This is a genomic window from Acinetobacter sp. NIPH1876 (genome assembly GCF_022808535.1).
Classification (GTDB): Bacteria; Pseudomonadota; Gammaproteobacteria; order Pseudomonadales; family Moraxellaceae; genus Acinetobacter; species Acinetobacter higginsii.
Window position 1 is genome coordinate 19,838 of the sequence record NZ_JALGBR010000010.1, and the last position, 22,970, is coordinate 42,807.

The following is a 22,970-nucleotide window of genomic DNA, read 5'->3' on the forward strand; positions in this document are numbered from 1 at the left end:
CTTCGAGTTTTACTTAAACTTGGTTTAAGTTAAAAATAGGCTCTTTAAGGCAATTTTGCCCTAAAGGGAAAGTTAAACGGGAGATATGCGCTTTAGCCTCTATTCCCAGCGGTGTCAGAGACCTCTTCTCTCCCGCACATATTGGAGATTCCACATGAGTGGTAAACATCCTTTAGTTCAAGCTGTTGAAAATGCACAGTTAAAATCAGACATCCCTGCTTTTGCACCGGGCGATACAGTTATCGTTCAAGTTAAAGTAAAAGAGGGTGAACGTGAACGTCTTCAAGCATTTGAAGGTGTTGTAATCGCGAAGAAAAATCGTGGTTTGAACTCTGCTTTCACAGTTCGTAAAATCTCTAGCGGTGTTGGTGTTGAGCGTGTTTTCCAAACTCACTCTCCAATCGTTGCTAAAATCGAAGTGAAACGTCGTGGTGACGTTCGTCGTGCTAAACTTTACTACCTACGCGAGTTGTCTGGTAAAGCTGCACGTATTCGTGAAAAGTTACCAGCTCGTAAACAAGGTTAGTTTTAACTTTGTTGTAAAGCAAGAAAATGCGCCTTTGGCGCATTTTTTTATGTCTGTTTGCGGCTAAAAGCCAATCCTTTTTTAAATCCTAGGCCGAGTTTTGCTAAAATAGGCCTTTATGCTTTGACTTTTCTTTTATGAAAAAAAGTTCTTACCGCCATTTAAGCGGTGTTTTCCTATTAAATAAGCCTTTAGGTTTAAGTTCTAATTCTGCGCTGCAAAAAGTGCGTCGACTTTTTAATGCACAAAAAGCAGGCCACACAGGTGCGCTCGATCCATTGGCGACCGGTTTATTGCCGATCTGTTTAGGTGAAGCAACTAAGTTTTCACATTACTTACTGGATTCAACCAAGCGTTATCAAACCACGGTCAAATTAGGACAAACCACAGCGACAGGTGATGTTGAAGGTGAAATTCTCCAACAGAGAGAAGTACCCGCTTTAACAGAAGCAGATATTGAGCAGGTTTTGGCAAAATTTCGTGGTGATATTCAGCAAGTGCCACCGATGTATTCGGCTTTGAAACGTGATGGTCGTCCACTCTATGAATTGGCACGTAAAGGCATTGAGATTGAGCGTGAAGCACGTCCAGTCACCATTTATAACTTAAGCTTGCTTGGCTTTACTGAAGATAGTCTGACATTGGATGTGACCTGTTCAAAAGGCACTTATATCCGTGTATTAGGTGAAGATATTGGCGAGGCTTTGGGCTGTGGTGGGCATTTAACTAAATTGCATCGTACCCAAACAGGACATTTTGAGATTAATCCAAGTTATACCATTGAATATCTCGAAAGCCTGACTCAAGAACAACGTGATGCATTATTACTTCCTGTCTATGCACCTGTTGAGCATTTTCCTCGTGTGCAATTGCCAGAAGGACGGGAAAAGTACTTTGGTAACGGTCAGGAAAGTAATATTGAGCATGAAGCTGCGGCTGAAGTGCTGGTTTTTGATGGTGAACGTTGCCTAGGGTTGGCTGAAATCACCGATAAAAAACGTCTGGTACCGAAACGCTTGTTAAATTTATAAAGGTATTATAGTCAATGGAATGGGAACTGATTCTGACACTGGTGTTCTTTGCTTTTTGTGCAGGAACCATTGATGCTGCTGTCGGTGGCGGCGGTTTGATTCAGATTCCTGCCTTGATGGGGGCATTACCACAAACAGCCCCTGCGACCCTATTTGGTACCAATAAATTAGCCTCGATTTGTGGTACAGGTTCGGCTGCATTTTCATTTGTGCGTCGGGTCAAATTGCAATGGTCATTACTCGGTGTGATTGCATTATTTGCCTTTATTAGCTCTTTTATTGGGGCGGCCTGTGTGTCATTGGTGCCGACGCATATCTTAAGACCGATTGTCTTGATTATGCTGATTGTGATTGCGATTTATACCTTCGCTAAAAAGCAGTTTGGGCAAGTCCATGTCGATCAAAAAATCACGCCAAAGTTATTGCTACTGGCTGCGATTGGTAGCTTGGCGATTGGTTTCTATGACGGTATTTTTGGTCCAGGGACGGGCAGTTTCTTTATTTTCTTTTTTATTCGTTTCTTGCAAGTCGACTTTCTACATGCTTCGGCATTGTCAAAGATTGGCAATTTCATGACCAATCTGGCAGCGCTGAGTTTCTTCATCCCAACCGGACATGTGTTGTTTGCCTTGGGGTTGATGATGGCGGTTGCCAATATTGCAGGTTCATTATTGGGGGTGCGTTTGGCTCTAAAATACGGCAGTGGCTTTATCCGTATTTTATTCCTGATACTGGTGAGTATTTTGATCTGTCGTTTGGGCTACCAAATTATTACGGGATAGAGGCTTAGATCCAACTAAGCTTTTCCACTGCGTAAGGTAACACCAATCGAAGCCACCATAATGCAAGCCAAAGCCACCCATTGAATTAAGCTAATGCGCTCATGTAGCAGCACCAAACCTGCTAATGCCGCTAATGCCGGCGCAAGGCTGGAAAGTGTCCCATAACTGAGCTTAGTCAGACGTTTGAGTGCCATTAAGTCCAGAGCATAAGGAATCGCAGTTGCCATTAGGGCAATCACCAGTGCTTTGCCCCAATACTGGGTATCCATCAGTGCGGGTGCATTACTCCAAAGACCGAAAGGTAGCATGGTGAGTGCGGATAGACCAATGGCAATAGTTAGCGCATGCATGCCAATATTTTGCTGTACCACGCGATGCCCATAATAAATATATAAGGCCCAGAAGAATCCTGCACCCAGCGCACAGGCTGCACCGATATAGGAAAAATGCTGTGCATTGGCACTGTGCCAAGGCACCATTAAGACAATGCCTAAAATCGCAAAGGCCACCCAAATATAATCACTGCGCTGTTTAATCGAGAGTAGAGCCAAACCCAATGGGCCAATAAACTCTAAACCGACTGCAATGCCTTGAGGTAACTTGCCTAAAGAGGTATAGAATAGAATATTCATACAGCCTAAGGCTGCACTATAACAGAGTAAATCTCGCCATTTTAGCTCCTTCAATTTGGAAATGATTTTCCATGAACGGAACATGATTGCCACCAGAATGGTCGCAAAACACAGTCTTAAGATGGTCACGGTGAGTGGATCAAGCGTGGCGATTAATTGCTTGGCAAAGGATGCGCTGATTTGATAGGACAACATGGACAACACCATGTACAGCACAGCAACCAATTGGAGATTTTTCATCTAAGATCTCCAAAATAAGCGAGAGCGTTTTTCTGATACAGAGGCAAGAGCATTTATTTGGCCTCTTTTTGCTGTCGCGCTTGTTGCGTGGTAAAGGTGCAGCCAATTGAGGCAATAATAATCGTGCCCAGTGCCAGCCATTGATTCCAAAGCAACATTTCACCGAGGAAGATAAAGCCTGAGAGGGCAGCCACCGCAGGTTCCAAGCTCATCAAGGTACCAAAACTGAGTGGGGTTAAACTGCGTAGCGCAATCATTTCTAGGGTAAATGGTAGAGCACTGGCTAAAATAGCTAGCCCGATAAAATAATATAAATTAGGCAGTTCAAACACCCGATCGATTGCTCCTGAAAAGAGAGCGAAAGGCAGCAGACAGAGCATACCAATCGACATGCCTAAGCAAACCGTATGGTTGCCCGAGATGCCCGAAGGCTTTTGCCCTGCAATAATATACAGTGCCCAACATGCACCTGCACTGATGGCAAAGAATACGCCAAGCATGTCGAGACCTTGTTGTGCCTGTTGCAAAGGAAACAGCAACATTAAGCCCAGAATGGCACAGCCAACCCAGATGAAGTCATATTTCTGCCGAGCATGATACAGCGCGACGCTTAAAGGCCCAATAAATTCAAAGGCAACGGCAAGGCCTAGCGGTAAGCGTTCTAGTGATAAATAGAACAGCGCATTCATCCCTGCAAGTGCCACCCCATAAGTGAGAATCGCTTTCCAGCGCACTACTTTGAAGTTGATGGTCCAGATCTTAAAAATCACCGCCAATATGATCGCACCAAAAAATAGGCGCATAGCGGAAACGGTTAATACGGGAAAGCTTTGAAACAGAATTTTGGCCAAAGAACCACTGCCTTGTACACACAACATGGCAATCATTAATAGCAATAAAGCATGGAGTGGTGTTTTTAGTACAGGGCTAGACATTTTATTATTTAACAGTTGGTATAATATTCACATAATAAGTCAAACGCCCATAAAAAAGCCACAGCATCAACTGTGGCTTTTTCGACATTATTCTAAATATTACTTAGAACAATACGCGAACGCGGATGGTACCTTCAACATGGTTCAAGGTATCAAGCGCTTCTTGAGATGCAGATGCGTCAACATCCATTACCAAGTAACCGATATCACCTTTGGTCATTAAAGACTGACCAGAGATGTTGATGCCTTGTTCAGCGAACAAGGTGTTGATTTTCGATAACACACCTGGCACGTTTTTGTGGATGTGAAGCAAACGGTGCTGACCATCAGAAAGTGGTAATGCGATTTCTGGGAAGTTCACCGCAGAAAGGGTCATCCCTTTGTCTGAATAAGCAACGAATTTTTCAGCCACTTCTAAACCAATGTTTGCTTGCGCTTCCATGGTCGAACCACCCACGTGAGGGGTTAAGATCACGTTGTCTAAACCGCGAAGTGGAGATAGGAACTCTTCACCATTGGCTTTTGGTTCTTTCGGGAATACGTCAACCGCTGCACCCGCGATGTGACCTGATTTGATCGCATCTGCTAAATCTTCGATCACCACACAGGTACCACGTGCTGCGTTCAAGAAGATTGAGCCTTTTTTCATTTTCGCGAATTGTTCTTTCTTGAAGAAATTACGCGTAGATGGAACATCTGGAACGTGTAGCGTTACCACATCCGCAGTTGCTAAAAGTTCATCTAAAGAGCCAACTTGACGTGCATTACCCAATGGTAATTTAGTCACAGCATCAAAATAGATGACTTTCATACCTAAGCTTTCTGCCAATACAGAAAGTTGTGAACCGATCGAGCCGTAACCGACGATACCTAGAGTCTTACCACGAGTTTCAAATGAACCCACCGCAGCTTTATTCCAACCGCCCGCATGTGTATCTTTCGATTTTTCAGGTACACGACGAAGCAACAGAATTGTTTCAGCAAGAACCAATTCTGCAACCGAACGTGTATTTGAATACGGTGCGTTGAATACAGGGATACCACGAGACATCGCCGCTTTTAAATCGACTTGGTTGGTACCAATACAGAAGCAACCGACTGCGATCAGTTTGTTCGCAGCTTCAAAGATTTCTTCAGTTAATTGCGTACGGGAACGAATACCAATGAAGTGAGCATCTTTAACTGCTTCTTTTAAAGCATCGCCTTCAAGCGCAGTTTTGTGATAATCGATGTTGGTATAACCCGCTGCATTTAAGGTATCGATGGCATTTTGATGCACACCTTCTAACAGAAGGAAACGGATTTTGTCTTTAGGTAGTGATAGATGTTGGCTCATTACGGCTCCGCTACAAAGGCCAAAATTTAGTTGCAGTACTATAGCATAGAGCTTTGAGATATAAATATTTGGTTTAAAATTAGCACAGCAGAATTATTGATAATTTTTCAGTTGAAGCTGAATTTTATTGGTTATACACATTTTGTTATTACAGTATCTTTATCCTAAGCTTTATCCCGTGCCTGCTTATATGTAAAATGCAGAGATCTGATAGTCAAATCTGAAAACATCAGGTTTGCGCTGTTCTGCCGAGTTTCTATATGTTGAATACACCATTTTAAGATATTGAAAAATATTGTGTTGTTATTCAAATGCTCTATCTTTACTTCTTGCTAGGCCTGTAAACGATGAATGCTTCAGTCGCTTTAACACCTGAGTTATTGACCCAATTAACGGCAATTGTGGGTGAAAACCGAATTAAAACCGATGCCGACAGTTTGGAAAATTGGGGACGAGATCATACCAAACATTTTGATCCGAACCCATCAGTCATCGTTTTCCCTTCAAGCACTGAACAAGTTCAGGCCATTGTCAAACTTGCCAACCAGTTTAATGTGGCGATTACCCCATCGGGTGGTCGTACTGGCCTTTCAGCGGGTGCAGTGGCTGCCAATGGTGAGATCGTAATTAGCTTTGACAAGATGAACCAGATTCTTGAATTCTTCCCCGCAGATCGTATGGTCCGTGTTCAAGCAGGCGTGGTGACTGAGCAATTACAGAATTATGCCGAAGAACAGGGTATGTATTATCCAGTCGATTTTGCTTCTGCAGGCTCAAGCCAGATTGGCGGTAACATCGGTACCAATGCCGGCGGCATTAAAGTGATCAAATACGGCATGACCCGTAACTGGGTACTCGGTTTAACTGTAGTGACAGGTAAAGGTGATGTACTGCGTTTAAACAAAGGCATGATTAAGAATGCGACTGGTTATTCGTTACAGCATTTATTTATCGGTGGTGAAGGTACGTTAGGTTTAGTGACAGAAGCTGAAATCAAGCTTGAGCGTCAGCCACAAAACTTACAAGTGATGGTATTGGGTGCACCTGATTTTGAAGCAGTCATGCCTGTATTACATGCTTTCCAAAATGCAATCGACCTGACTGCTTTTGAATTCTTTGGCGAATTGGCAATGCAGAAAGTGTTGGATCGCGGTCATGTACAACGTCCATTTGAAACACAATGTCCGTTCTATGTGTTATTGGAATTTGAAGCACCGTATGAACCAATCATGGACAAGGCAATGCAGATTTTTGAGCATTGTATGGAACAAGGTTGGGTGATTGATGGCGTGATGAGCCAAAGCCTTGAACAGGCGCAAAGCTTATGGCGTTTACGCGAAGATATTTCAGAGTCGATTGCGCCGTTTATTCCATACAAAAATGACATTTCTGTATTAATTACCCATGTACCTGCGTTTATTGCAGAAATTGATGCGATTGTTGCGGATAATTATCCAGACTTTGAAATTTGCTGGTTTGGTCATATTGGTGACGGTAACTTGCACCTCAATATTTTAAAACCTGAAAACCTGACCAAAGATGAATTCTTTGCCAAGTGTCAGGTGGTGAATAAATACGTGTTTGAGACCGTGAAAAAGTATGATGGTTCGATCTCTGCCGAGCACGGTGTCGGTATGACTAAGAAGCCATATTTGGAATATTCGCGTTCGCCTGAAGAAATTGAATATATGAAAGCATTGAAATTGGCGTTTGACCCGAATGGGATTATGAACCCAGGTAAATTATTTGATCTCTAATGCTTGATTAAATAAAAGAAGTTCTGTCAAAAGCGTATCGTAAGATGCGCTTTTTTATTGTTCATAAATCAAAGTTAATAATGAAAATTTATTTTTATAATACGAAATATAAATATATAAACTTATTTATCACTATTTGTTGATATTATATGCTAATTAAAGGTCTATATAAGTTTTTGTTAGCTAAATAAATAAAAATAATGTATTTGATATTAACTATTCAATTAAATAAGAATGAGGGTGTAGAAGTGAATCCTAAAAAAATTTATCCCAAGATGAAGTGTCCAATTTATCTGTAGAGGAAATTCACAAACGTATTGCTGCTGAACAAGAGTTTCTGAATAAACAGAAGCATAAAAAGTTCTTTGCTGCGACACATGGTTCTAAAACAAAAAAAAGTCATGATCATATTATTCTTGATGGCAAAGCTGTTGCTTATGTCGGTGATCAGCTTACTTGTGGTGCTAAAATTTTGCCGAAACAATCTCATGTTGTGGGGGATAGTAAAGGAAGTAGCTTAAGTTCAAATATAAATAATAAAACTGTTATGACTGATAGCTTCGCCAATAAGGCAGAACAAACAGAAAATAGCGTCACTTTTTATTTCAAGAATGAAGTTACCCAAGAGCCAATTGCTGATTTTTTTTACACTATCACCCTCTCCACCGGCGAACAAATAGATGGTCACACTGACGAAGATGGGAAAACAGCTCTTACAACCACTGGAATCACAGCTACAGATGTAAAAGTTGAGACTTTTGACCTTTCTAAACCAATGGATAAATGGGAGTAAATATTATGGCTCAACAAATAGATCCATCATCAGAAGCTATGGGAGCTTGGCCTCAAAAAGTTGAACAATGTAATGTCCCTCAACCTTTCTGTACTTTTCAATTTAATCGAAAAATTGTTCAACCTTATAACTTTATGATGCCTCAATGGGCATGGGAATTAGTCGAAAAAAGAAATAAATTAGAGTTTTTATTAGCTGTTCGATATGGTATGGAATTCGATTTAAACCAAATAAATGACGCTTTATTGCATAGACCATCATTTCACACAGTAAAATATGTGGAATTTCAATATTATCTAAAAAAGCATGCATTAAAAGAAATTGCAGTTCTTATGGCTGAATTTGAATCAAAAAATTTCTCCATCAGATTTAAAACATCATTTTCAGTCTTAGATCTGGTATCTTTGAAAGGAACTATAGATACACTCAATCCTACCGAACTTGTAAAAAATGCAACTGAATTAGCTCGAAATAATTACAATGGAACAGTGATTAATAGACAGTTATTTAAGCAAATTTTTAATCAAGATTATGATCCTCAAGCATTAAAACTATTAGCTAGTGATCGTCGATATCCAGATACTAATACAGGTTCAAGGAACTGGTAATATGTTAGCTGCTAAAAAAATTATACTCATATGTCTTTTATTACTTTCTAGTGGTTGTAGTAATAAAACACCTCCAAAAGAACAACTTGTATTGCAAATACCATTACCTCCTATTTTAATTGGTTTTGATAGTATTGTTTATGCAAAAGCATTACAACAACAACCATCTGACTTAACAAAAAGTATTTATGATTCCTCAATATCAAAAGCAATGTTTTTTGAAAGGCTTTTACGTGATTCTGGTAAAAATGATGACTTCGAAAAAGATATGGAGATCACTCAAATTAACTCCCTATGTGTAATGGGAAAATTCTTACTTTCAGATAAATATAAAGATGCATTGAACTTAAAAGGGGATGTTTATACAGAATTCTATGGTTGGCTTAGTAAAAAACAACAAAAATGGGAAAGTTTATTATCCCATCAAGATAAAAGAATATTTGATGTTCCTTGCTCAACTTTAAAGTAAATTCTCTATTTCCCCCAATTTTTCTTAACTTTGGGGCTACATCCCAAAACTCATTTCTCAATCTTGTTTAGGTTGGGGTTACTCTATTTCTAATTGTCTCTTGCATCTGGAGGATAGCTTTTTAATATATTGGACATTTGAGCAAATTCTACTATGAACTATTGTTTAAGAGATTTCTCTATGCCAATGATATTATGAATAAAGTACGATCAGTAAGCATTCCTTTACTGATCGTCTTGGGTTTAGATGCTGCTGTTTAGAATACGGATTTTTACATCCGCAACATGCTCTTTAGTAGCTTCAAAATGCTGCTGCATATGGGCAGTTTGCATATGGGCTGCTAAATGAGCAGTACTTTGCCATTTCTCTAACATGACAATCATATTTTCATCAGTTGCTTGCATCTCAATCGCAGGAAGATGATCAATCAAGGGTTCATAGCCATGACAACCATCTTCTGCCAGTACCGTTGGAATGATTTTTTGAAAAGCATCTAAAACTGCTTGGCGATGTTCCGCACCTGCATGCGTATAAATTTCAGCAATAATGGTTAGCATGATATTTTCTCACTTAATGGCTTGTGGCAAACAACTGATCTAAATGGGTTTTATACGCTTCGATATAACTTGGTACGTTTGGCGCCTTAATGACATCATTCACAATAAAGGTCGGCAGTGAGTCCATACCCAAGAATTGATTAGCTTTATGGAAAGGTAAATAAACGCCATCCACGCCAACACCGTGGAAGAACTGGTCCGGATCGGTAAAGGCTTCCATCGGTGCGTTCCATGTCAAAGACAACATGTATTTTTTACCTTGGATTAGGCCACCCGAACCATACTTTTTCGATGCATCTGAACGGCTACGGCCATCGCTGGCATACAGTGAACCATGGCCGATGGTAAAGATATCATCGATGTATTTTTTCATGGTCCATGGTGCGCCCATCCACCAACCTGGCATTTGGTAAATCACCACATCTGCCCATAGATATTTGGCAATTTCGGCTTGAATATCATAGTCACTGTCGGTACGAGTCACTTGTACCTGATGACCTAAGGTGCTTAGATGTGCTTGAGAAAACTCGGTCAGGGTGTCGTTCAACTCACCATTCGAATGTGCAAATTGTTTGGCACCATTAATAATTAAAATATTGCTCATGCGATTACTCAAAAATAAATCTCTAAAAACTGGAACGCATTTTAGAAAATCTATTCATGAGTAAAAATGCATAAATGAGCAAAAGACTATTGATCAAAAGTCAATAATTGAACTATTCGATTTTAGATTTTTTAGCTTTATACCAACGACGAATGCCCCATAAAATCGCAATCATTAAATCTGTCGCACCTTATGTTTGAATTTAAATTTTATTCACATAAGTGGCTCCAAAGAAGTAATCTTGTAAAATAGCTTTGATAGGCTCAGATTATTATAATTAACAAATATATCTAATTATATTGATATATTAGGCCATAAATTAATTATTCAAAAATATTAATTTTTAAAAATTAAAAAGTTACCATAAAAAAGGAAAAATAATATTTAAATATTTAAAAATTTGGCATAGAGTAAATTGATCTTAATTAACCTGAATCCTACTTAAGGAGATAAGATCATCACAACTTGTGAGCGATTCGCTATCTTGTTTATGAAAAAATTTATGATTAGATCTGATAGAACTAAAATTGGATTTAAATAGTCATAAAAATTACAATTATTTCATTGTCTTAAATAAATATCTTAGCCCTGATTCGAGGTGATTACGTTTTTCTATTCTTTAATATGTCAGAGAGGTTCTTAAAATTAATTGTTTAAAAAATTAAAATCTAAATATCAGGAATTAAGTTGATGAAAAGTTTGTATTATATTTTAAGTATTTTAACAGCCTTTACTTCAGTTAGTACTATAGCGGCTGATAAAACTAAAACTTCAGAGTTTGAATATGCATTAAAATCAGATTCTGCTAAATATGCACAGCTTACTAAAATAGATCCAGAAAAAGCTTATAGAAGGTTTTTAACAGAAGACTATTCAGCCAAAATAGTAGAAGAGTTGCGCGCAAAATATAAAGATAGGTTGGCTGGAATTTATATCGAGCACGAACCATACTCTAAAATAGTGGTAAAATTAGTTGGCAACTCTAAAGAGAGAAATAAAGCACTTACGATTCCTCAACCACAATTTTCTAAACTAAAACAGTCAAATATTCCACTTGAGTTAAAAGTTGAATTTGAAGAAAACGCTCAATATACAAACCAACAACTCAATGACTTATTAGATAATCATATAAATGAAATAAAGCAAATTTATCCAAATCTCCAAGGCAGTTATGTAGATGAGAAAACAGGAGAAATTGTTCTTACAATTTTGAAAAGCAACGATGATCTAACAAAATTAAATCAAGTAAAAAGTCTATTAAATATACCTATTCGGCTTATGTATATTGGAGCCCCTTTGTCAAGAGAAGCTGTACGAGGAAGCGGTACAATAATTAATAGTACTACAGGAGAAGGCTGTACAACTGGGTTTGTAGTCAAACAAACATCAGGTTCAACTACTGGTGTGGCAACGGCTGGCCATTGTGGCCAAAATAATACAACAGCATCTTATACAGGTGTTGATGGAGCATCACATACTTTAACGCCACAGTCTTCATCCTTAACAAGTACTACGGATGTAAAGTGGTATACGACAAATGGTACTAATGAAGCTAAATTCTATGCTGAATCATCTACAACCCCTCGCACATTAACAGGCAGAAGATCACAAGCAAGTACCGCTGTAGGACAGAACTATTGCCATTATGGCATCACGACTGGTTTCAGTTGTGGTGACGTAACATCAGTTGCTTATAAACCAGTTCAAAGTAATGGAGACCCATTATGTGGCCCTAATAATAATATACAATGTTCAAATACTTGGATTGCCTTAGTACCGCCAAGTAGTAGCCCTGGATTAGCCTGTGCTGGGGGGGATAGCGGAGGCCCATGGTTTATAAGTACTGTTGCAGTTGGAATACATTCAATGGGAGCATCAAGAGGTAACTCTATCGGCCAATGTGATTTAGCAATCTACATGAGTACAGATCGCCTCAATGCAATTAATGTGCAACTTTTATATTAAAAGTCCTCTGCACATAACAATAATAGATAACTCATTGGAATCGTGTCATAAAAAAAATCTCACGACAGATAATATGACAGACTTCAATGAGTTATAAGGCTATATTAGAAAAATCTATTGATGAGCAAAATACTCTTGATCAAAAGTCAATAATTGAACTATTCGATTTTAGATTTTTTAGCCTTGTACCAACGGCGAGCTCCCCATAAAATGGCAATTGCCAAATACAGCGGCCACAGCATCACAAGCCAAATGATGGTTTCTCTAAAGCCATATAAGCCCACTTTAATCGCTTCCCAAATTCGACTGAATAGCGGATCACTGTCTAAGGTGGCAATACGATTGATATTCAGATCATGGGATTTACGCACTTGTGATTGCTGGAAGAATTCCAGTCGAATGGTGCTATAAGCCAAACGGTCTTTGACTTCTAAATTGGTCAGTTGCTGTAGCTGATTGTTCACTGCATTGGATCCGCTGTTACTTTGATTGGCGGTATTGAGTTTTTCTTCGAGCAATTTTAACTCATAACGCTTGGCTTCATAGCTTTGGGTATTAAAGTTCAGCATGAGTGGCAGTAAATTATTTAAGAAGCTGGTGACTTGTGCATTGGGAATACGAACCGTGAGTTGCACTGTGGGGGTAATCTTTTCATAGATGTCGACACTGCCATCAATTCGATCACGTTCAGAGCGGTCACTGACTTGATAATTAATCTGCTTCTCTTCGATATAACCATTGTATTGCAATAACTGCTGCTCTAGTGCTGATGTGGTTTTTAGCACATCCTTCACTTCAAATTGCAATTGTGCGCTTTTGACCAATTGACGATTCTGTTCCAAAGCACTTTGTTGATTGCTGACTAATTGCTCTGGATTTTGAACGGCATTGTCTTGCACTGCTTGACTGTCTGCAGCGGCAGTTTCAGTTGCCATTGCAGCTTCACTGGCAGGGTCTTCCTGTTTTTTCGAGCAACCTAAGGCGGTGCTCCCAAGGATTAAAATAATCGTTAATTTCTTTGCTAAATCTGACATATCGGCATGTCCAAACTAAGGTGATTTTGATGTTATAAACTGTGTTTTTTTAATCATTTGTTATGATCATCATCTTGAATGATGACAACAAATTTAATGCACGCCACATACATTTTGTTGCGTGGCCATTCAGTTTTGCATAGTAGCATAAATGAGCTAAATGGATTGGATAGGTACAAAATGCATAAAATGGCACTGATGTTAGGTTCTGCTTTATTCCTCACTGCATGTAATCAGCCGATTGCACCCTCGCAACAGCAAGCAGAAGTGCAAAAGAGTACAGTGATGCATGTGATTTTATCGGATCAACCCAATCTGTTTCATGAAGACAGTAATTTAAAAATAGATCAGCAATTCAATCGTGCGGAAAACCCAACCGATGCACAAGTGACAGTGGAGCAAGCACAGTTGGATGATTCTGTGATTGCGGTACGTACTGAGTATCAATTAAAACGCGACCAGAATACTTGGAAAGTCGTCAATAAGAAGCAAAGTTATCAATGTGCTAGAGGAGAGAATACCGAAACTTTCCAATTTGAGTTATGCCCATAATTTTGTGCATTATTAAACAGTGGATAAAAGTTCAGCAAAATTGTGGATAACTTTTCGGTTATGCACATTGCTGAATTGCTGTGATGGATTGTTTAAATTGCGGTCATTTTGAAAAAGTGCTACAGTTGCGCGTGGCAATTTAGCCAAATGGTAAAACGTTTACCAATCTCACGTAAATAAATTGTTTTTCTTATATACACCCAGTGAATACGGTGTTTTCACATTTATCACATGCTGGTTCACAGCATGGAATCAAAATTTAATTTAAATCTAAGCCATAAAATCTTGTGGTGATGATCCCTTTTTCGTTTTGAAAAATGGGACGCACACGAGTTGGTTATTTTTGTGAATAAAACATGATGACGAATAATCAGAACATGACGTTAAACCGTATAACGCTCATGTTTCCTTTAGCTTTAGTGCTATTCGAATTTTCAGTTTATATCGGTAATGACTTGATTCAACCTGCGATGTTGTCGATTACAGAACAATTTGCGGTCAGTGCAACGTGGGCACCCTCGTCAATGTCATTCTATTTATTGGGCGGTGCCAGTGTTGCCTGGCTGTTGGGGCCGCTTTCAGACCGTCTCGGGCGTAAAAAAGTGCTCTTGGCTGGTGTGGCATTTTTTACGCTGTGCTGTTTGCTGATATTACTGACCCATAATATTGAACAATTCCTGACACTGCGTTTCTTGCAGGGTATGGGGCTGAGCGTCATTTCTGCGGTGGGTTATGCTGCGATTCAAGAAACCTTTGAAGAGCGCGACGCGATCAAAGTCATGGCACTGATGGCGAATATCTCCTTATTGGCACCTTTACTGGGCCCTGTATTGGGTGCATTTCTGATTGATTATGTGTCATGGCATTGGGGCTTTGTCGCCATTGCTGCGGTATCTTTCTTGAGTTGGTTTGGTTTAAAGAAATTTATGCCAGCGCCCCAAGAAAGTCGTAAACAACTGAAGCAGCCTTTTAGTTATATCTTTGATGACTTTAAAAAAGTATTGAGCAACCGCCGTTTCTTGGGCTTAAGCATTGCCTTACCGATGGTGGGGATGCCGTTGATGTTATGGATTGCCTTATCACCGATTATTTTGGTGGATGAGCTGAAATTGAGCAGTGTGCAATATGGCTTGGCACAGTTCCCTGTGTTCTTTGGCTTGATTGCCGGCAATATCATCCTGATCAAGATCATTGATCGTTTCCCTCTCGGTCAAACCATTCTATTTGGTTTGCCGATCATGTTATTGGGTACGGCCTTCTTGGTGTTGGGTGTGATTTGGCAGACTTATCTGGTGCCTTGTCTCTTGATTGGCATGACTTTAGTGAGCTTGGGTGAGGGGATTAGCTTCTCGGTGATGTATCGCTTTGCCTTAATGTCATCTGAAGTGTCCAAAGGAACAGTCGCAGCGGCAGTCTCGATGTTGATGATGGTCAGTTATTTTGTCGTGATTGAATTGGTTCGGGTACTGTATACCCATTTCCATATCTGGGCCTTTGCTTTAGCCAGTCTGGTTTTGATCGTATTCTGGTTTAGTTCTCCACGCCAAGCTTTGAAACAGCATATGCTGGCACGTCAGCAAGACGGGTTGAATTAATTTTGGCTTCCATTGACTGCTCACTTAATTTCTAAGCTGAGCAGTTTATTTTTTAACGATACTAATTCAGTCAACGTTTCTAGCAGCAGACTCATTTGTTTTAACAACAAGGGATGCTGTTCAGAGATCTGCTCTTGCAGATTCAATGTTTCAATTTCTTTAAGCAAGTGTTCCACCTGATGTTGTGGAATGGGTGCTTGTTCGATCAAGCTTTGCTTGAGTAGCTCTTCAATTTTATCCAGCAGTTGGAGCAGTTTCAGATCTTCGATTTTTTCCCGTTGATGTCCCAAGGCTGAGACATAACTGAGTTGGCTATGGCTATAGACCAAATAGCGAAACGCATGTTGAATGAGTTCTTGGTTGGGCTGAGGTTCGGTACTCAGACTTGAGATCATATTAGACAGCTCAATCTGAGCATTATGTGCGGCACGTCGAGTGGTTCGGTATTCCAGATCGAGTTCACGCCCTTGATGATATTGCTGTACCACCACATGAAAATAATCGAAGGTGGTTTGATTATTTTTTTTAATATTGCTGGAGATATTGCGGAAATTCCAATCGGGCCAAATAAAATTGACTGCGAGCCATGCAATGGCACAGCCAATAAAAGTATCAATCATGCGTGGCAGGATAATACTAAAACCTGCCCCCTTTAAATTAAAAATCAATAACACCATTAAGGTGGCCATCACCGTGGCGAGTGCATATTTTTTTTGTCTTAAATAGAAAAATAACACCCCACAAATCACAGTGAGGAGTAGTTGCCCCTCAATACTGGGGACAAAATAAAGAATGGGGATACCTAACAACACCCCGAGTAAAGTACCGATGGTTCTGAGTTTGAGACGACTTTTGGTAGCAAAGTAGGTGATTTGGCAAACGAATAAACTGGTAAGTAAAATCCAGTAGCCATTTTGGGCAAAAGGCAATAAGGAAATGGCATAACCCACTGCAAAGATCACAGCCAAACGCACCGCATGACGGAACAGCGCCGATTGTGGACTGAGTTGCTGTTTGATTTTTAAAAGCAGATCCTGCACACCCTGAATATCATCATCGAGTAAGTTCAAATGATCCTGATGTTGCTGCGGTGAAAGCTGTTCAATATTTTGATTGAGTTGCAGTTGAGCAAACTGCTCATGCACACTTTTTAAATTATTGAAGATCAATTCTAGATTTTTAACTTCAAGATTATGGGGATGTTGTTGTACCCAATCACACATCGATGATTCTAGATTGTCCAATGCCTTACGGGCAGATTCACGCGGTTGATAGCTCTGATGCTGCAAGATCGCTTGGCTTAAATCATGACATGCCAAGGCTTGTAGCTGCATATTTTTTTGAATACGGAAAATTAAATCACTGCGGCTAAAGTTCTGATGAATTTTTTCATAATGCAGATAACTGGACGTGACTTGTTCATGCATATCTTGGGCAAAATAATATAAGTTCAGCCAATAAATACTGGTGTTGTTCACCCGAGACGCTTTTAAGCGCGTTAGTAAGGAGTTTTTAGCTTGATTCAGACGACTGACCACTTGACTATTTTTTTGAGAAAGTTCGAATAGAAGTGTTTCGACATTATCAATATTATCTGGGTCGAATAAACGTGATTTGGCTTGAAGTAATTCAGCAAGCTCCTGAAAAATAGTTGAGATCTTTTCTTGTAAAGGCAAGGTTGGGCGAATCACAAAAAATAAGATTGAAGTTAGCCCATACCATAAGGCACCTAATACAAAATAACTCGGTTGCTGATACCAATCTGGATATTCACCTAGACCGAACATGGTGTAGATCGACAGTAAAATTGTGCCAAAGGAAATGGTGGCATAACGTTGCCCAAGTGCACCCATCATGACCAGCGCTGCACTCGAGAGGCTGAGATAAACAATGAACCAAAATTTATAGGGGGCAAGAAACTCTAAAATGGTACTGACCGTAAAGAACAGTACGCAGACATAGATCAGATTTCGTAAACGGATACTGAGACGATCATCAAAGTCGGTCAGTGCGGTCGCAATTGCCCCTAAGGTCACAGGCACAATTAACTGTCCAAATCCGAAATAATGTAAACCGAGTGTTGTACCGCAAAGCACAATCATGATTTGTAGGCAATAAAGCAGAATCGAGTTGGAGCGAAAGCGATTGAATAGGATAGATAAATTTTTCACGATTCTTATTCTTGAATATGTTCTGGTTTCATCATACAAATAAATGTCCCAAAGGAAAGCATTGTTAGCCAACAAGCGGCACTATTTTTTAGCATGAATATTTGCATGATCTTTCAAATACTTGGTTTTTCAAATAAGAGATAAGATGCAAAATTCATGCTCAATTGTATTTTGTTATGATGGGATTAAAGAACACATAAAAAATGACTAAAAACAAAGCAACTGTGGATAACTTGATAGATACCCACAGTGTTTAGATTATTTAATCACACCACAGGCAATACGGTCACCACCACCACCTAATGGTTTTGGTGTATCCGAATAATTGTCTCCACCGACATGAATCATAATGGCACGGTTCTGGATATCAGCCAGTTTTAAACGTGGTGCAATCACAGGTGTGGTTGCAAAACCTTTTTCATTTACAACCAACACAGGAAGGTCACCCAAATGTCCAGTTTCTGGCGTACCATGATGTGCAACCTTTTCAGGGTTTAAGTGGCTGCCTGCTGCCAAGGCGGCGCCCATTTTCCCATCTTTTAATGCAGCTTCACAGGATGGGTTCTCATGGATGTGGAAACCATGTTCGCCAGGAGAAAGTTTCCAAAGTGCAGGGGTGATTAATAAACCTTTCGGTGTTTGTTGAAAAGCAACCGTTCCGATGGAAGCACCAACACCATTGGCATCGACTTGATAGACTTGGATCAATTGCTTTTGATCGCTTTTACTGGCTTTGGTTTGAATCTTAGCTGCATTATTATCTAAAGTAACCGAAGAACAGGCTGCGATACTTAAACTCAGACAGCCGAGCAGAGAAATTTTTTGAAGCATTGACGTCATTGCGAAGATATCCTTATAAATTATCTTTATTTGACGATTCAAACAAAGTCAGGGATATCTCGCAAGCCACATTAATCAATTCATGACAAAAAATTAAACAAAATAAACCTATTTAGTTTCGGGTGGTGCTTCCAAAGCTGCAACAGGTTCATCGACATTTTCATGCAGCCATTCACGCCAAATCGCTAACAGGATGGCTAAAATCACTGGGCCAATGAATAGGCCGACCAGACCAAAGCTGGCAATACCGCCTAATACCCCAAACATGATCAAGATAAATGGAATCTGGGTCGCGCCTGAGATCACTAGTGGACGAATGACGTTATCCGAGCTACTCACAATCACCACACCCCAAACCACAACACCAATGGCTTCCATGGTTTGTCCTTGAGCAAATAACCACAGACCTACCCCAAGATATGAAACAGGTGTTCCAAAAGGAATCAGTGCCAAGATAAAGGTGACCATGGTCAACAGCATTGGATTTGGAACGCCTGCAACAAAATAGCTGAGGCCGGCTAATAGGGCTTGTGCAACTGCAGTTAAACCAACGCCGTATACGACAGCACGAGTCGTTTCCGAGATGGTATCCAAATAATGATGGACACGCGGGCCAATCACCATTTCCAAGGCACGACTCACTTGTGCCAAAATCATTTGCCCATCACGGTAGAAGAAGAACAAAGTCATCAGTGCAAATGTGAGTTTGACCAAGTTACGGCTAATTTCACTGAGTACAAAACGGCCATAGCTGAGATGGCTCTGAATCCATTCGGCAATGTTTTTGGTGATACTGTTCGGGTCATTACTCAGTTCATTAACAGTACGACTGATGTCTTTGCCAATAATCGGTAGGTTTTTGATAAATTCAGGAACTTGAACATGACCTGAAAACAGTTGTCGTTGTAAATTAAAATATAAATTACGACCTTCAAGTTGCAACATAAAGATTGCACAGATAAACGGAACACCAATCACGATAATGACCAAGCTGATCATCAGGGTGGCATTCAGTGTTGGTCGGTTTTCACCAAAGAAACGACGTTGTACCCATAGATATAAGGGCCAAGTCATATAAGCAATAATTGCGGCCCAAAGGACGGGGACAATAAAGTATTTGAGAATACTGAATCCCAAAAAGAGCAGGACAAAAAATAGTCCAAACAGCAAAACGCGTTGTAATATGGGAGCGTATTGTTGCACGATAGTATTTCTCAAGTGCTAGAAATTGAATAAAACCATCTTAACTGAAAAAGTAGGCGAGGGAAATTTTCATTTCCCCATTTTAAGATTTGATATCAAAAGATTACGTTTCTTTGCAAAGTCTTAGAACCACTCGCTTGGATCATCGACCAATTGATTTAAAACAGGTTGCCATTGGCTTTGGATACTGACAAAGTTTTTCTGGGTTTTATCAAACACACTCAGCCCTTGCATTGCCAATGTGCCATAAGCACTACGTTCTGAAATCCATGCCACAGGATCTTGTTCAATCTTGCTAAAGAAGTCCTGAATATCTTTGGAACTGGCACTATTCGGTTTGACACGATTGGCAATCAACAGGATTTGTACCTTGCCTTTACGAATACGTTTAATGTCTTGTAAATGTTTTAAGAAGCGACGGGTACTGTCGATATCAAAGAACGATGGTTGCAACGGTGTCACAATCGCATGCGCTTCGCTGACCAATTGCTCTGCATGCTCACCTGAAAGTGCACCAGGCGCATCAATAATCAAATAATCTAAATTCTTGGGTGCTTCACCGATCGATTTTTCATGTCGCCAATCCAGACTCTGAATGCCTGTGACGTTTTCAGGACGTTGCTTGAGCCATTGCAAAGACGATTTTTGGTTGTCAGCGTCAGCCAGCGCAACCTTATATCCTTTTTGAGATAGTGCTGCAGCCAATGTAATAGCTGTCATGGTCTTGCCACAGCCACCTTTTTGATTTGCGATTAATATGGTTTTCATGAAATTAGATTTATTAACTAGGCTCTCGTATTCGTTTATACCTTAGCATCTTTTTCGGTCAAGTGTGTTACACATGACAAAAGTTTAATGTTGCAGTTAAATAGCTGCATTCAAGAGAAGGAAAGTTGCTATGTCGGTTTGGTTGGCGATGCTGATTGGTGGTTGTATTGGTGTCGTGATCACCACGATTATTTTATCCAGCACCCGTAATGGTCGGATTCAGGCTGAGTATGAAAAATATATTGCTGAACTAGAGTTAGAACATAAGCAGGCTTTGCTTGATGCGCAGAAGCGTAGTGTGAATACCAGCCGTGCGGTATTGAAAGGCAAAATGGCGGAGCAGTTTGCACCGATCCTACCAGAATTTCGTTATTTACCCAGCGATGCCAAGTTTTTAGGTGATCCTGTTGACTACGTTATTTTTGATGGTTATACCGACTTTCGAGATGGCGATGGCACAGCCGAAGATATTGAAGTGATTTTACTGGATATTAAAAGTGGTGGCGCACGCTTAAGCAAAGGGCAGCAGGCGATTGCTCAAGCGGTCACAGAAGGGCGTATTCGTTTTGAAACCTTGCGAATCGATTTTGAAGGTCAATGAGGTATTTCTAATTTTTGTACACGCGCCAACAGCATTGTTTGTGCCACAGCAGGAATACCTTCTGCATCAAAATATTGTTTTTCGATGAATTTAAATTTGGCGTGCAAGAGCTGGCGTTCAATGTCTCGGTTTAGATGACAACCATCGGCAATACGTTTTTGAATTGGCGTCAGCAGCGTTTGCAAAGATTGGATTTTTGTCGAGTTTGGATGTTTGACATGCTCAACCAAATGAAAGGTTCCGGTTGGTTTGAGTACCCGATGTATTTCGGCTAAGGCCTGTTCAAGATCAGCAATGCTACACAGTGTCCACGTTGACACAATATGATCTAAAGAGGCATCTGCAAAGGGGAGTTTTTCTGCACTGGATTGTACATGCTTAATAAAGAACGGTGCATGTTGTACCCGTTCAATGGCCAATTGATAAATATCAGGATTGGGCTCTAAGGCGTACACTGAATCAACATTGCCATAAAACGGAATATTTAGCCCTGTACCAAAACCAATTTCGAGCACTTCACCTTCAATCGGCAGCAGTAATTCACGCCGTTGATCCATCAAGCTGGCGGTTTGCATGACCTGATTGAGCAAATGAGGAAAGATATGACGTTGGTAAAATTGGTAAATCATAGAGATCCATTCGTTGGTTTTAATAAAGAGGATACTTCACTAACAGCACAAAAATATGACTAAAGTGAGTTTGATTGTTACCAAAAAAAGCACTTTTTTTCACTATCTCAGCATACTATCAAGAGAAAGGCTTTTCTAATATTTTCGAGGATAATCGAGCCATGAAAAAACGTCTATGGATGAGTTTATGCATGGTGGCTGCAATTGGGCAAACACATGCATCAACGGGTCAGGCAGAATATAATATTGCCAATGGCTTAGCGCCAGTTGTGGAATATCAATCGATTTCGGTATTAAAACCTTTTGATGGTAATTTCCGTATTCTTGGTTCAAAAGTTTATCATGATGATGAGCAAGCCAAATTTTCTCCGATTGACTATGCGGTGAGTTTGGGTGCGTTTACTGATCCTGCAATCGCCCGAACGATTGATGTGCGTCAATATGATCGTTATTTGAATTGGAAAATGAATACACTGCCTGTGCCACCCGATCAAGCGATCAAACTGGTGTCCAATATGCATATTATTCCTGCCAATCCAGAGATTGCCAAACAAATCAAGCAAGTGAAACGCGGTGACTTGGTTCAACTCAAAGGTGAGCTGGTCGAAGTTCGAGATAAGGACTTGGTGTGGAAATCTTCTTTAACCCCAGGTGGAGTAGGTGATGGCGCATGTGAGTTATTTCGTGTGAGTTCCATTCACTGGATTGAGAAGCAGAATATCTAACAATGAATTTGCAATAAAAAAGGGGCATCAGCCCCTTTTTTATTTATTTCAGTTACTCAGCTTGCATTTTGCTTTCAGCTGTTTGCGCATTTCTCCAGTGATGCAACTGGCTTTGCGCGTGTAGATATTCATTCAGCTGATTGACCTGCTGATTCGCATCTGTCGTTTGAGCGGTATTGGCTTGTTCCAAGACTTGGGCTTGATGCTCCCAATAATCATAAAGCAAACCTTGAATATAGCGGCCCTGTTCAGTTTTGAGTTCTAACTCTTTGAGCATCTTCAACGCTGAGTTCACATTATCTTTTTGACGTTGCTGCTCGAATTCAGGTGTGAGGCTATTGGCTTCTTTCATCTTGGCCAATTCCATTTCCATACTATCGCTCATGTCGGTAAAACGATGATCATAGTCTTCTAATACGGCAATATCGTGTCCATCATCTGCTGTGGCAGGGAATTGCTTGATCGGTGTTTGATTGAGTTGACCGATCGCGTCATTACTTGCGCTGCTTTGCTGTTGTTGCTTTGCAGCTGGCTCTTTGTCCTTATTACACGCACTGAGCACCAGCGCTGAACTCAGTACACAAGTAAGGGCAAATGTGGTTTTTAGATTAGGCATA

The 22,970-nt window shown here is 40.2% G+C and carries 24 protein-coding genes; 12 read left to right on the forward strand and 12 right to left on the reverse strand.

Annotated features, from left to right (window positions below; all coding sequences use genetic code 11):
* Positions 1-154 precede the first annotated feature (154 nt).
* The 3 genes from rplS (at position 155) to MN869_RS11865 (ending at position 2,339) form a co-directional block, all read left to right on the forward strand.
* Positions 155-526 carry a 50S ribosomal protein L19 gene (gene rplS / locus MN869_RS11855; protein WP_004803988.1) on the forward strand — a complete coding sequence of 124 codons (372 nt, stop codon included), beginning with the start codon at positions 155-157 and terminating at the stop codon, positions 524-526.
* A gap of 137 nt (positions 527-663) precedes the next feature.
* On the forward strand, positions 664-1,557 hold the full coding sequence (gene truB, locus MN869_RS11860) for a tRNA pseudouridine(55) synthase TruB (RefSeq protein WP_243307546.1): 894 nt from the start codon (positions 664-666) through the stop codon (positions 1,555-1,557).
* Between the two features lie 14 nt (positions 1,558-1,571).
* Positions 1,572-2,339 (forward strand): TSUP family transporter, encoded by a 768-nt coding sequence (locus MN869_RS11865; RefSeq protein ID WP_243307550.1) that lies wholly within the window; start codon positions 1,572-1,574, stop codon positions 2,337-2,339.
* 14 nt (positions 2,340-2,353) lie between these two features.
* On the opposite strand, the gene MN869_RS11870 is transcribed toward MN869_RS11865, so the two are convergent.
* The 3 genes from MN869_RS11870 to serA form a co-directional block, all read right to left on the reverse strand.
* Positions 2,354-3,211 (reverse strand): EamA family transporter, encoded by an 858-nt coding sequence (locus MN869_RS11870; protein ID WP_243307552.1) that lies wholly within the window; start codon positions 3,209-3,211, stop codon positions 2,354-2,356.
* A gap of 53 nt (positions 3,212-3,264) precedes the next feature.
* Complete coding sequence (locus MN869_RS11875; protein WP_016162262.1) at positions 3,265-4,146, reverse strand: EamA family transporter; 882 nt, start codon at positions 4,144-4,146, stop codon at positions 3,265-3,267.
* Positions 4,147-4,249: 103 nt separating this feature from the next.
* Positions 4,250-5,482 (reverse strand): phosphoglycerate dehydrogenase, encoded by a 1,233-nt coding sequence (gene serA, locus MN869_RS11880; RefSeq protein WP_004803998.1) that lies wholly within the window; start codon positions 5,480-5,482, stop codon positions 4,250-4,252.
* 347 nt (positions 5,483-5,829) lie between these two features.
* On the opposite strand from serA, the gene MN869_RS11885 reads away from it, so the two are divergent.
* The 4 genes from MN869_RS11885 (at position 5,830) to MN869_RS11900 (ending at position 9,109) form a co-directional block, all read left to right on the forward strand.
* Positions 5,830-7,239, forward strand: coding sequence for an FAD-binding oxidoreductase (locus MN869_RS11885; RefSeq protein ID WP_171550705.1), 1,410 nt, complete (start codon positions 5,830-5,832; stop codon positions 7,237-7,239).
* Between the two features lie 280 nt (positions 7,240-7,519).
* Complete coding sequence (locus MN869_RS11890) at positions 7,520-8,032, forward strand: PAAR domain-containing protein (protein ID WP_243307554.1); 513 nt, start codon at positions 7,520-7,522, stop codon at positions 8,030-8,032.
* A gap of 5 nt (positions 8,033-8,037) precedes the next feature.
* On the forward strand, positions 8,038-8,640 hold the full coding sequence (locus MN869_RS11895; RefSeq protein ID WP_243307555.1) for a hypothetical protein: 603 nt from the start codon (positions 8,038-8,040) through the stop codon (positions 8,638-8,640).
* Between the two features lies 1 nt (position 8,641).
* Positions 8,642-9,109 (forward strand): hypothetical protein, encoded by a 468-nt coding sequence (locus tag MN869_RS11900; RefSeq protein WP_171550702.1) that lies wholly within the window; start codon positions 8,642-8,644, stop codon positions 9,107-9,109.
* 242 nt (positions 9,110-9,351) lie between these two features.
* Here MN869_RS11900 and MN869_RS11905 read toward each other — a convergent pair whose 3' ends face one another.
* Together MN869_RS11905 and MN869_RS11910 are read right to left on the reverse strand one after the other, a co-directional pair.
* A complete protein-coding gene (locus MN869_RS11905) occupies positions 9,352-9,666 on the reverse strand; it encodes a putative quinol monooxygenase (protein ID WP_243307564.1) in 315 nt (104 codons plus the stop codon).
* A gap of 13 nt (positions 9,667-9,679) precedes the next feature.
* A complete protein-coding gene (locus MN869_RS11910) occupies positions 9,680-10,270 on the reverse strand; it encodes an NAD(P)H-dependent oxidoreductase (protein ID WP_171550700.1) in 591 nt (196 codons plus the stop codon).
* 690 nt (positions 10,271-10,960) lie between these two features.
* Here MN869_RS11910 and MN869_RS11915 point away from each other — a divergent pair.
* Positions 10,961-12,235, forward strand: a complete 1,275-nt coding sequence (locus MN869_RS11915; protein ID WP_243307567.1) for a S1 family peptidase — start codon at positions 10,961-10,963, stop codon at positions 12,233-12,235.
* A gap of 158 nt (positions 12,236-12,393) precedes the next feature.
* Here MN869_RS11915 and MN869_RS11920 read toward each other — a convergent pair whose 3' ends face one another.
* Positions 12,394-13,269 carry a DUF4349 domain-containing protein gene (locus tag MN869_RS11920; RefSeq protein WP_016542774.1) on the reverse strand — a complete coding sequence of 292 codons (876 nt, stop codon included), beginning with the start codon at positions 13,267-13,269 and terminating at the stop codon, positions 12,394-12,396.
* 180 nt (positions 13,270-13,449) lie between these two features.
* On the opposite strand from MN869_RS11920, the gene MN869_RS11925 reads away from it, so the two are divergent.
* Positions 13,450-13,821: a hypothetical protein gene (locus MN869_RS11925; protein ID WP_171550698.1), complete on the forward strand. Its 372-nt coding sequence runs from the start codon at positions 13,450-13,452 to the stop codon at positions 13,819-13,821.
* A 377-nt stretch (positions 13,822-14,198) separates the two neighbouring features.
* On the forward strand, positions 14,199-15,416 hold the full coding sequence (locus MN869_RS11930; protein ID WP_243307886.1) for an MFS transporter: 1,218 nt from the start codon (positions 14,199-14,201) through the stop codon (positions 15,414-15,416).
* Positions 15,417-15,436: 20 nt separating this feature from the next.
* Here the strand turns inward: MN869_RS11930 and yccS are convergent, their stop codons facing one another.
* The 4 genes from yccS to MN869_RS11950 all read right to left on the reverse strand — a co-directional run bounded on the left by yccS (position 15,437) and on the right by MN869_RS11950 (position 20,398).
* A complete protein-coding gene (gene yccS / locus MN869_RS11935) occupies positions 15,437-17,587 on the reverse strand; it encodes a YccS family putative transporter (RefSeq protein WP_243307570.1) in 2,151 nt (716 codons plus the stop codon).
* Between the two features lie 258 nt (positions 17,588-17,845).
* Entirely contained in the window at positions 17,846-18,427 is a 582-nt protein-coding gene (sodC, locus tag MN869_RS11940; protein WP_243307573.1) for a superoxide dismutase [Cu-Zn] SodC, read from the reverse strand.
* A 108-nt stretch (positions 18,428-18,535) separates the two neighbouring features.
* Positions 18,536-19,630 (reverse strand): AI-2E family transporter, encoded by a 1,095-nt coding sequence (locus tag MN869_RS11945; RefSeq protein WP_243307575.1) that lies wholly within the window; start codon positions 19,628-19,630, stop codon positions 18,536-18,538.
* A gap of 123 nt (positions 19,631-19,753) precedes the next feature.
* On the reverse strand, positions 19,754-20,398 hold the full coding sequence (locus MN869_RS11950) for a ParA family protein (RefSeq protein WP_243307578.1): 645 nt from the start codon (positions 20,396-20,398) through the stop codon (positions 19,754-19,756).
* A gap of 130 nt (positions 20,399-20,528) precedes the next feature.
* Between MN869_RS11950 and MN869_RS11955 the strand changes: the two genes are divergently transcribed.
* On the forward strand, positions 20,529-20,999 hold the full coding sequence (locus MN869_RS11955) for a Holliday junction resolvase-like protein (RefSeq protein WP_005317883.1): 471 nt from the start codon (positions 20,529-20,531) through the stop codon (positions 20,997-20,999).
* Here MN869_RS11955 and MN869_RS11960 read toward each other — a convergent pair.
* Positions 20,993-21,628: a class I SAM-dependent methyltransferase gene (locus tag MN869_RS11960; protein ID WP_243307580.1), complete on the reverse strand. Its 636-nt coding sequence runs from the start codon at positions 21,626-21,628 to the stop codon at positions 20,993-20,995. The two genes, MN869_RS11955 and MN869_RS11960, sit on opposite strands and share 7 nt — an antisense overlap.
* Before the next feature lie 161 nt (positions 21,629-21,789).
* Here MN869_RS11960 and MN869_RS11965 point away from each other — a divergent pair, with 161 nt between their 5' ends.
* Positions 21,790-22,353, forward strand: coding sequence for a hypothetical protein (locus MN869_RS11965; RefSeq protein WP_023271237.1), 564 nt, complete (start codon positions 21,790-21,792; stop codon positions 22,351-22,353).
* A gap of 52 nt (positions 22,354-22,405) precedes the next feature.
* Here the strand turns inward: MN869_RS11965 and MN869_RS11970 are convergent, their stop codons facing one another.
* Positions 22,406-22,969 (reverse strand): hypothetical protein, encoded by a 564-nt coding sequence (locus MN869_RS11970; protein WP_243307582.1) that lies wholly within the window; start codon positions 22,967-22,969, stop codon positions 22,406-22,408.
* Position 22,970 lies beyond the last annotated feature (1 nt).

Bases quoted from the DNA above. Each gene is read 5' to 3' on its own strand.
- rplS (WP_004803988.1), top strand. From the start codon at position 155: ATGAGTGGTAAACATCCTTTAGTTCAAGCTGTTGAAAATGCACAGTTA.
- truB (WP_243307546.1), top strand. From the start codon at position 664: ATGAAAAAAAGTTCTTACCGCCATTTAAGCGGTGTTTTCCTATTAAAT.
- MN869_RS11865 (WP_243307550.1), top strand. From the start codon at position 1,572: ATGGAATGGGAACTGATTCTGACACTGGTGTTCTTTGCTTTTTGTGCA.
- MN869_RS11870 (WP_243307552.1), bottom strand. From the start codon at position 3,211: ATGAAAAATCTCCAATTGGTTGCTGTGCTGTACATGGTGTTGTCCATG.
- MN869_RS11875 (WP_016162262.1), bottom strand. From the start codon at position 4,146: ATGTCTAGCCCTGTACTAAAAACACCACTCCATGCTTTATTGCTATTA.
- serA (WP_004803998.1), bottom strand. From the start codon at position 5,482: ATGAGCCAACATCTATCACTACCTAAAGACAAAATCCGTTTCCTTCTG.
- MN869_RS11885 (WP_171550705.1), top strand. From the start codon at position 5,830: ATGAATGCTTCAGTCGCTTTAACACCTGAGTTATTGACCCAATTAACG.
- MN869_RS11895 (WP_243307555.1), top strand. From the start codon at position 8,038: ATGGCTCAACAAATAGATCCATCATCAGAAGCTATGGGAGCTTGGCCT.
- MN869_RS11900 (WP_171550702.1), top strand. From the start codon at position 8,642: ATGTTAGCTGCTAAAAAAATTATACTCATATGTCTTTTATTACTTTCT.
- MN869_RS11905 (WP_243307564.1), bottom strand. From the start codon at position 9,666: ATGCTAACCATTATTGCTGAAATTTATACGCATGCAGGTGCGGAACAT.
- MN869_RS11910 (WP_171550700.1), bottom strand. From the start codon at position 10,270: ATGAGCAATATTTTAATTATTAATGGTGCCAAACAATTTGCACATTCG.
- MN869_RS11915 (WP_243307567.1), top strand. From the start codon at position 10,961: ATGAAAAGTTTGTATTATATTTTAAGTATTTTAACAGCCTTTACTTCA.
- MN869_RS11920 (WP_016542774.1), bottom strand. From the start codon at position 13,269: ATGTCAGATTTAGCAAAGAAATTAACGATTATTTTAATCCTTGGGAGC.
- MN869_RS11925 (WP_171550698.1), top strand. From the start codon at position 13,450: ATGCATAAAATGGCACTGATGTTAGGTTCTGCTTTATTCCTCACTGCA.
- MN869_RS11930 (WP_243307886.1), top strand. From the start codon at position 14,199: ATGACGTTAAACCGTATAACGCTCATGTTTCCTTTAGCTTTAGTGCTA.
- sodC (WP_243307573.1), bottom strand. From the start codon at position 18,427: ATGACGTCAATGCTTCAAAAAATTTCTCTGCTCGGCTGTCTGAGTTTA.
- MN869_RS11950 (WP_243307578.1), bottom strand. From the start codon at position 20,398: ATGAAAACCATATTAATCGCAAATCAAAAAGGTGGCTGTGGCAAGACC.
- MN869_RS11955 (WP_005317883.1), top strand. From the start codon at position 20,529: ATGTCGGTTTGGTTGGCGATGCTGATTGGTGGTTGTATTGGTGTCGTG.
- MN869_RS11960 (WP_243307580.1), bottom strand. From the start codon at position 21,628: ATGATTTACCAATTTTACCAACGTCATATCTTTCCTCATTTGCTCAAT.
- MN869_RS11965 (WP_023271237.1), top strand. From the start codon at position 21,790: ATGAAAAAACGTCTATGGATGAGTTTATGCATGGTGGCTGCAATTGGG.
- MN869_RS11970 (WP_243307582.1), bottom strand. From the start codon at position 22,969: ATGCCTAATCTAAAAACCACATTTGCCCTTACTTGTGTACTGAGTTCA.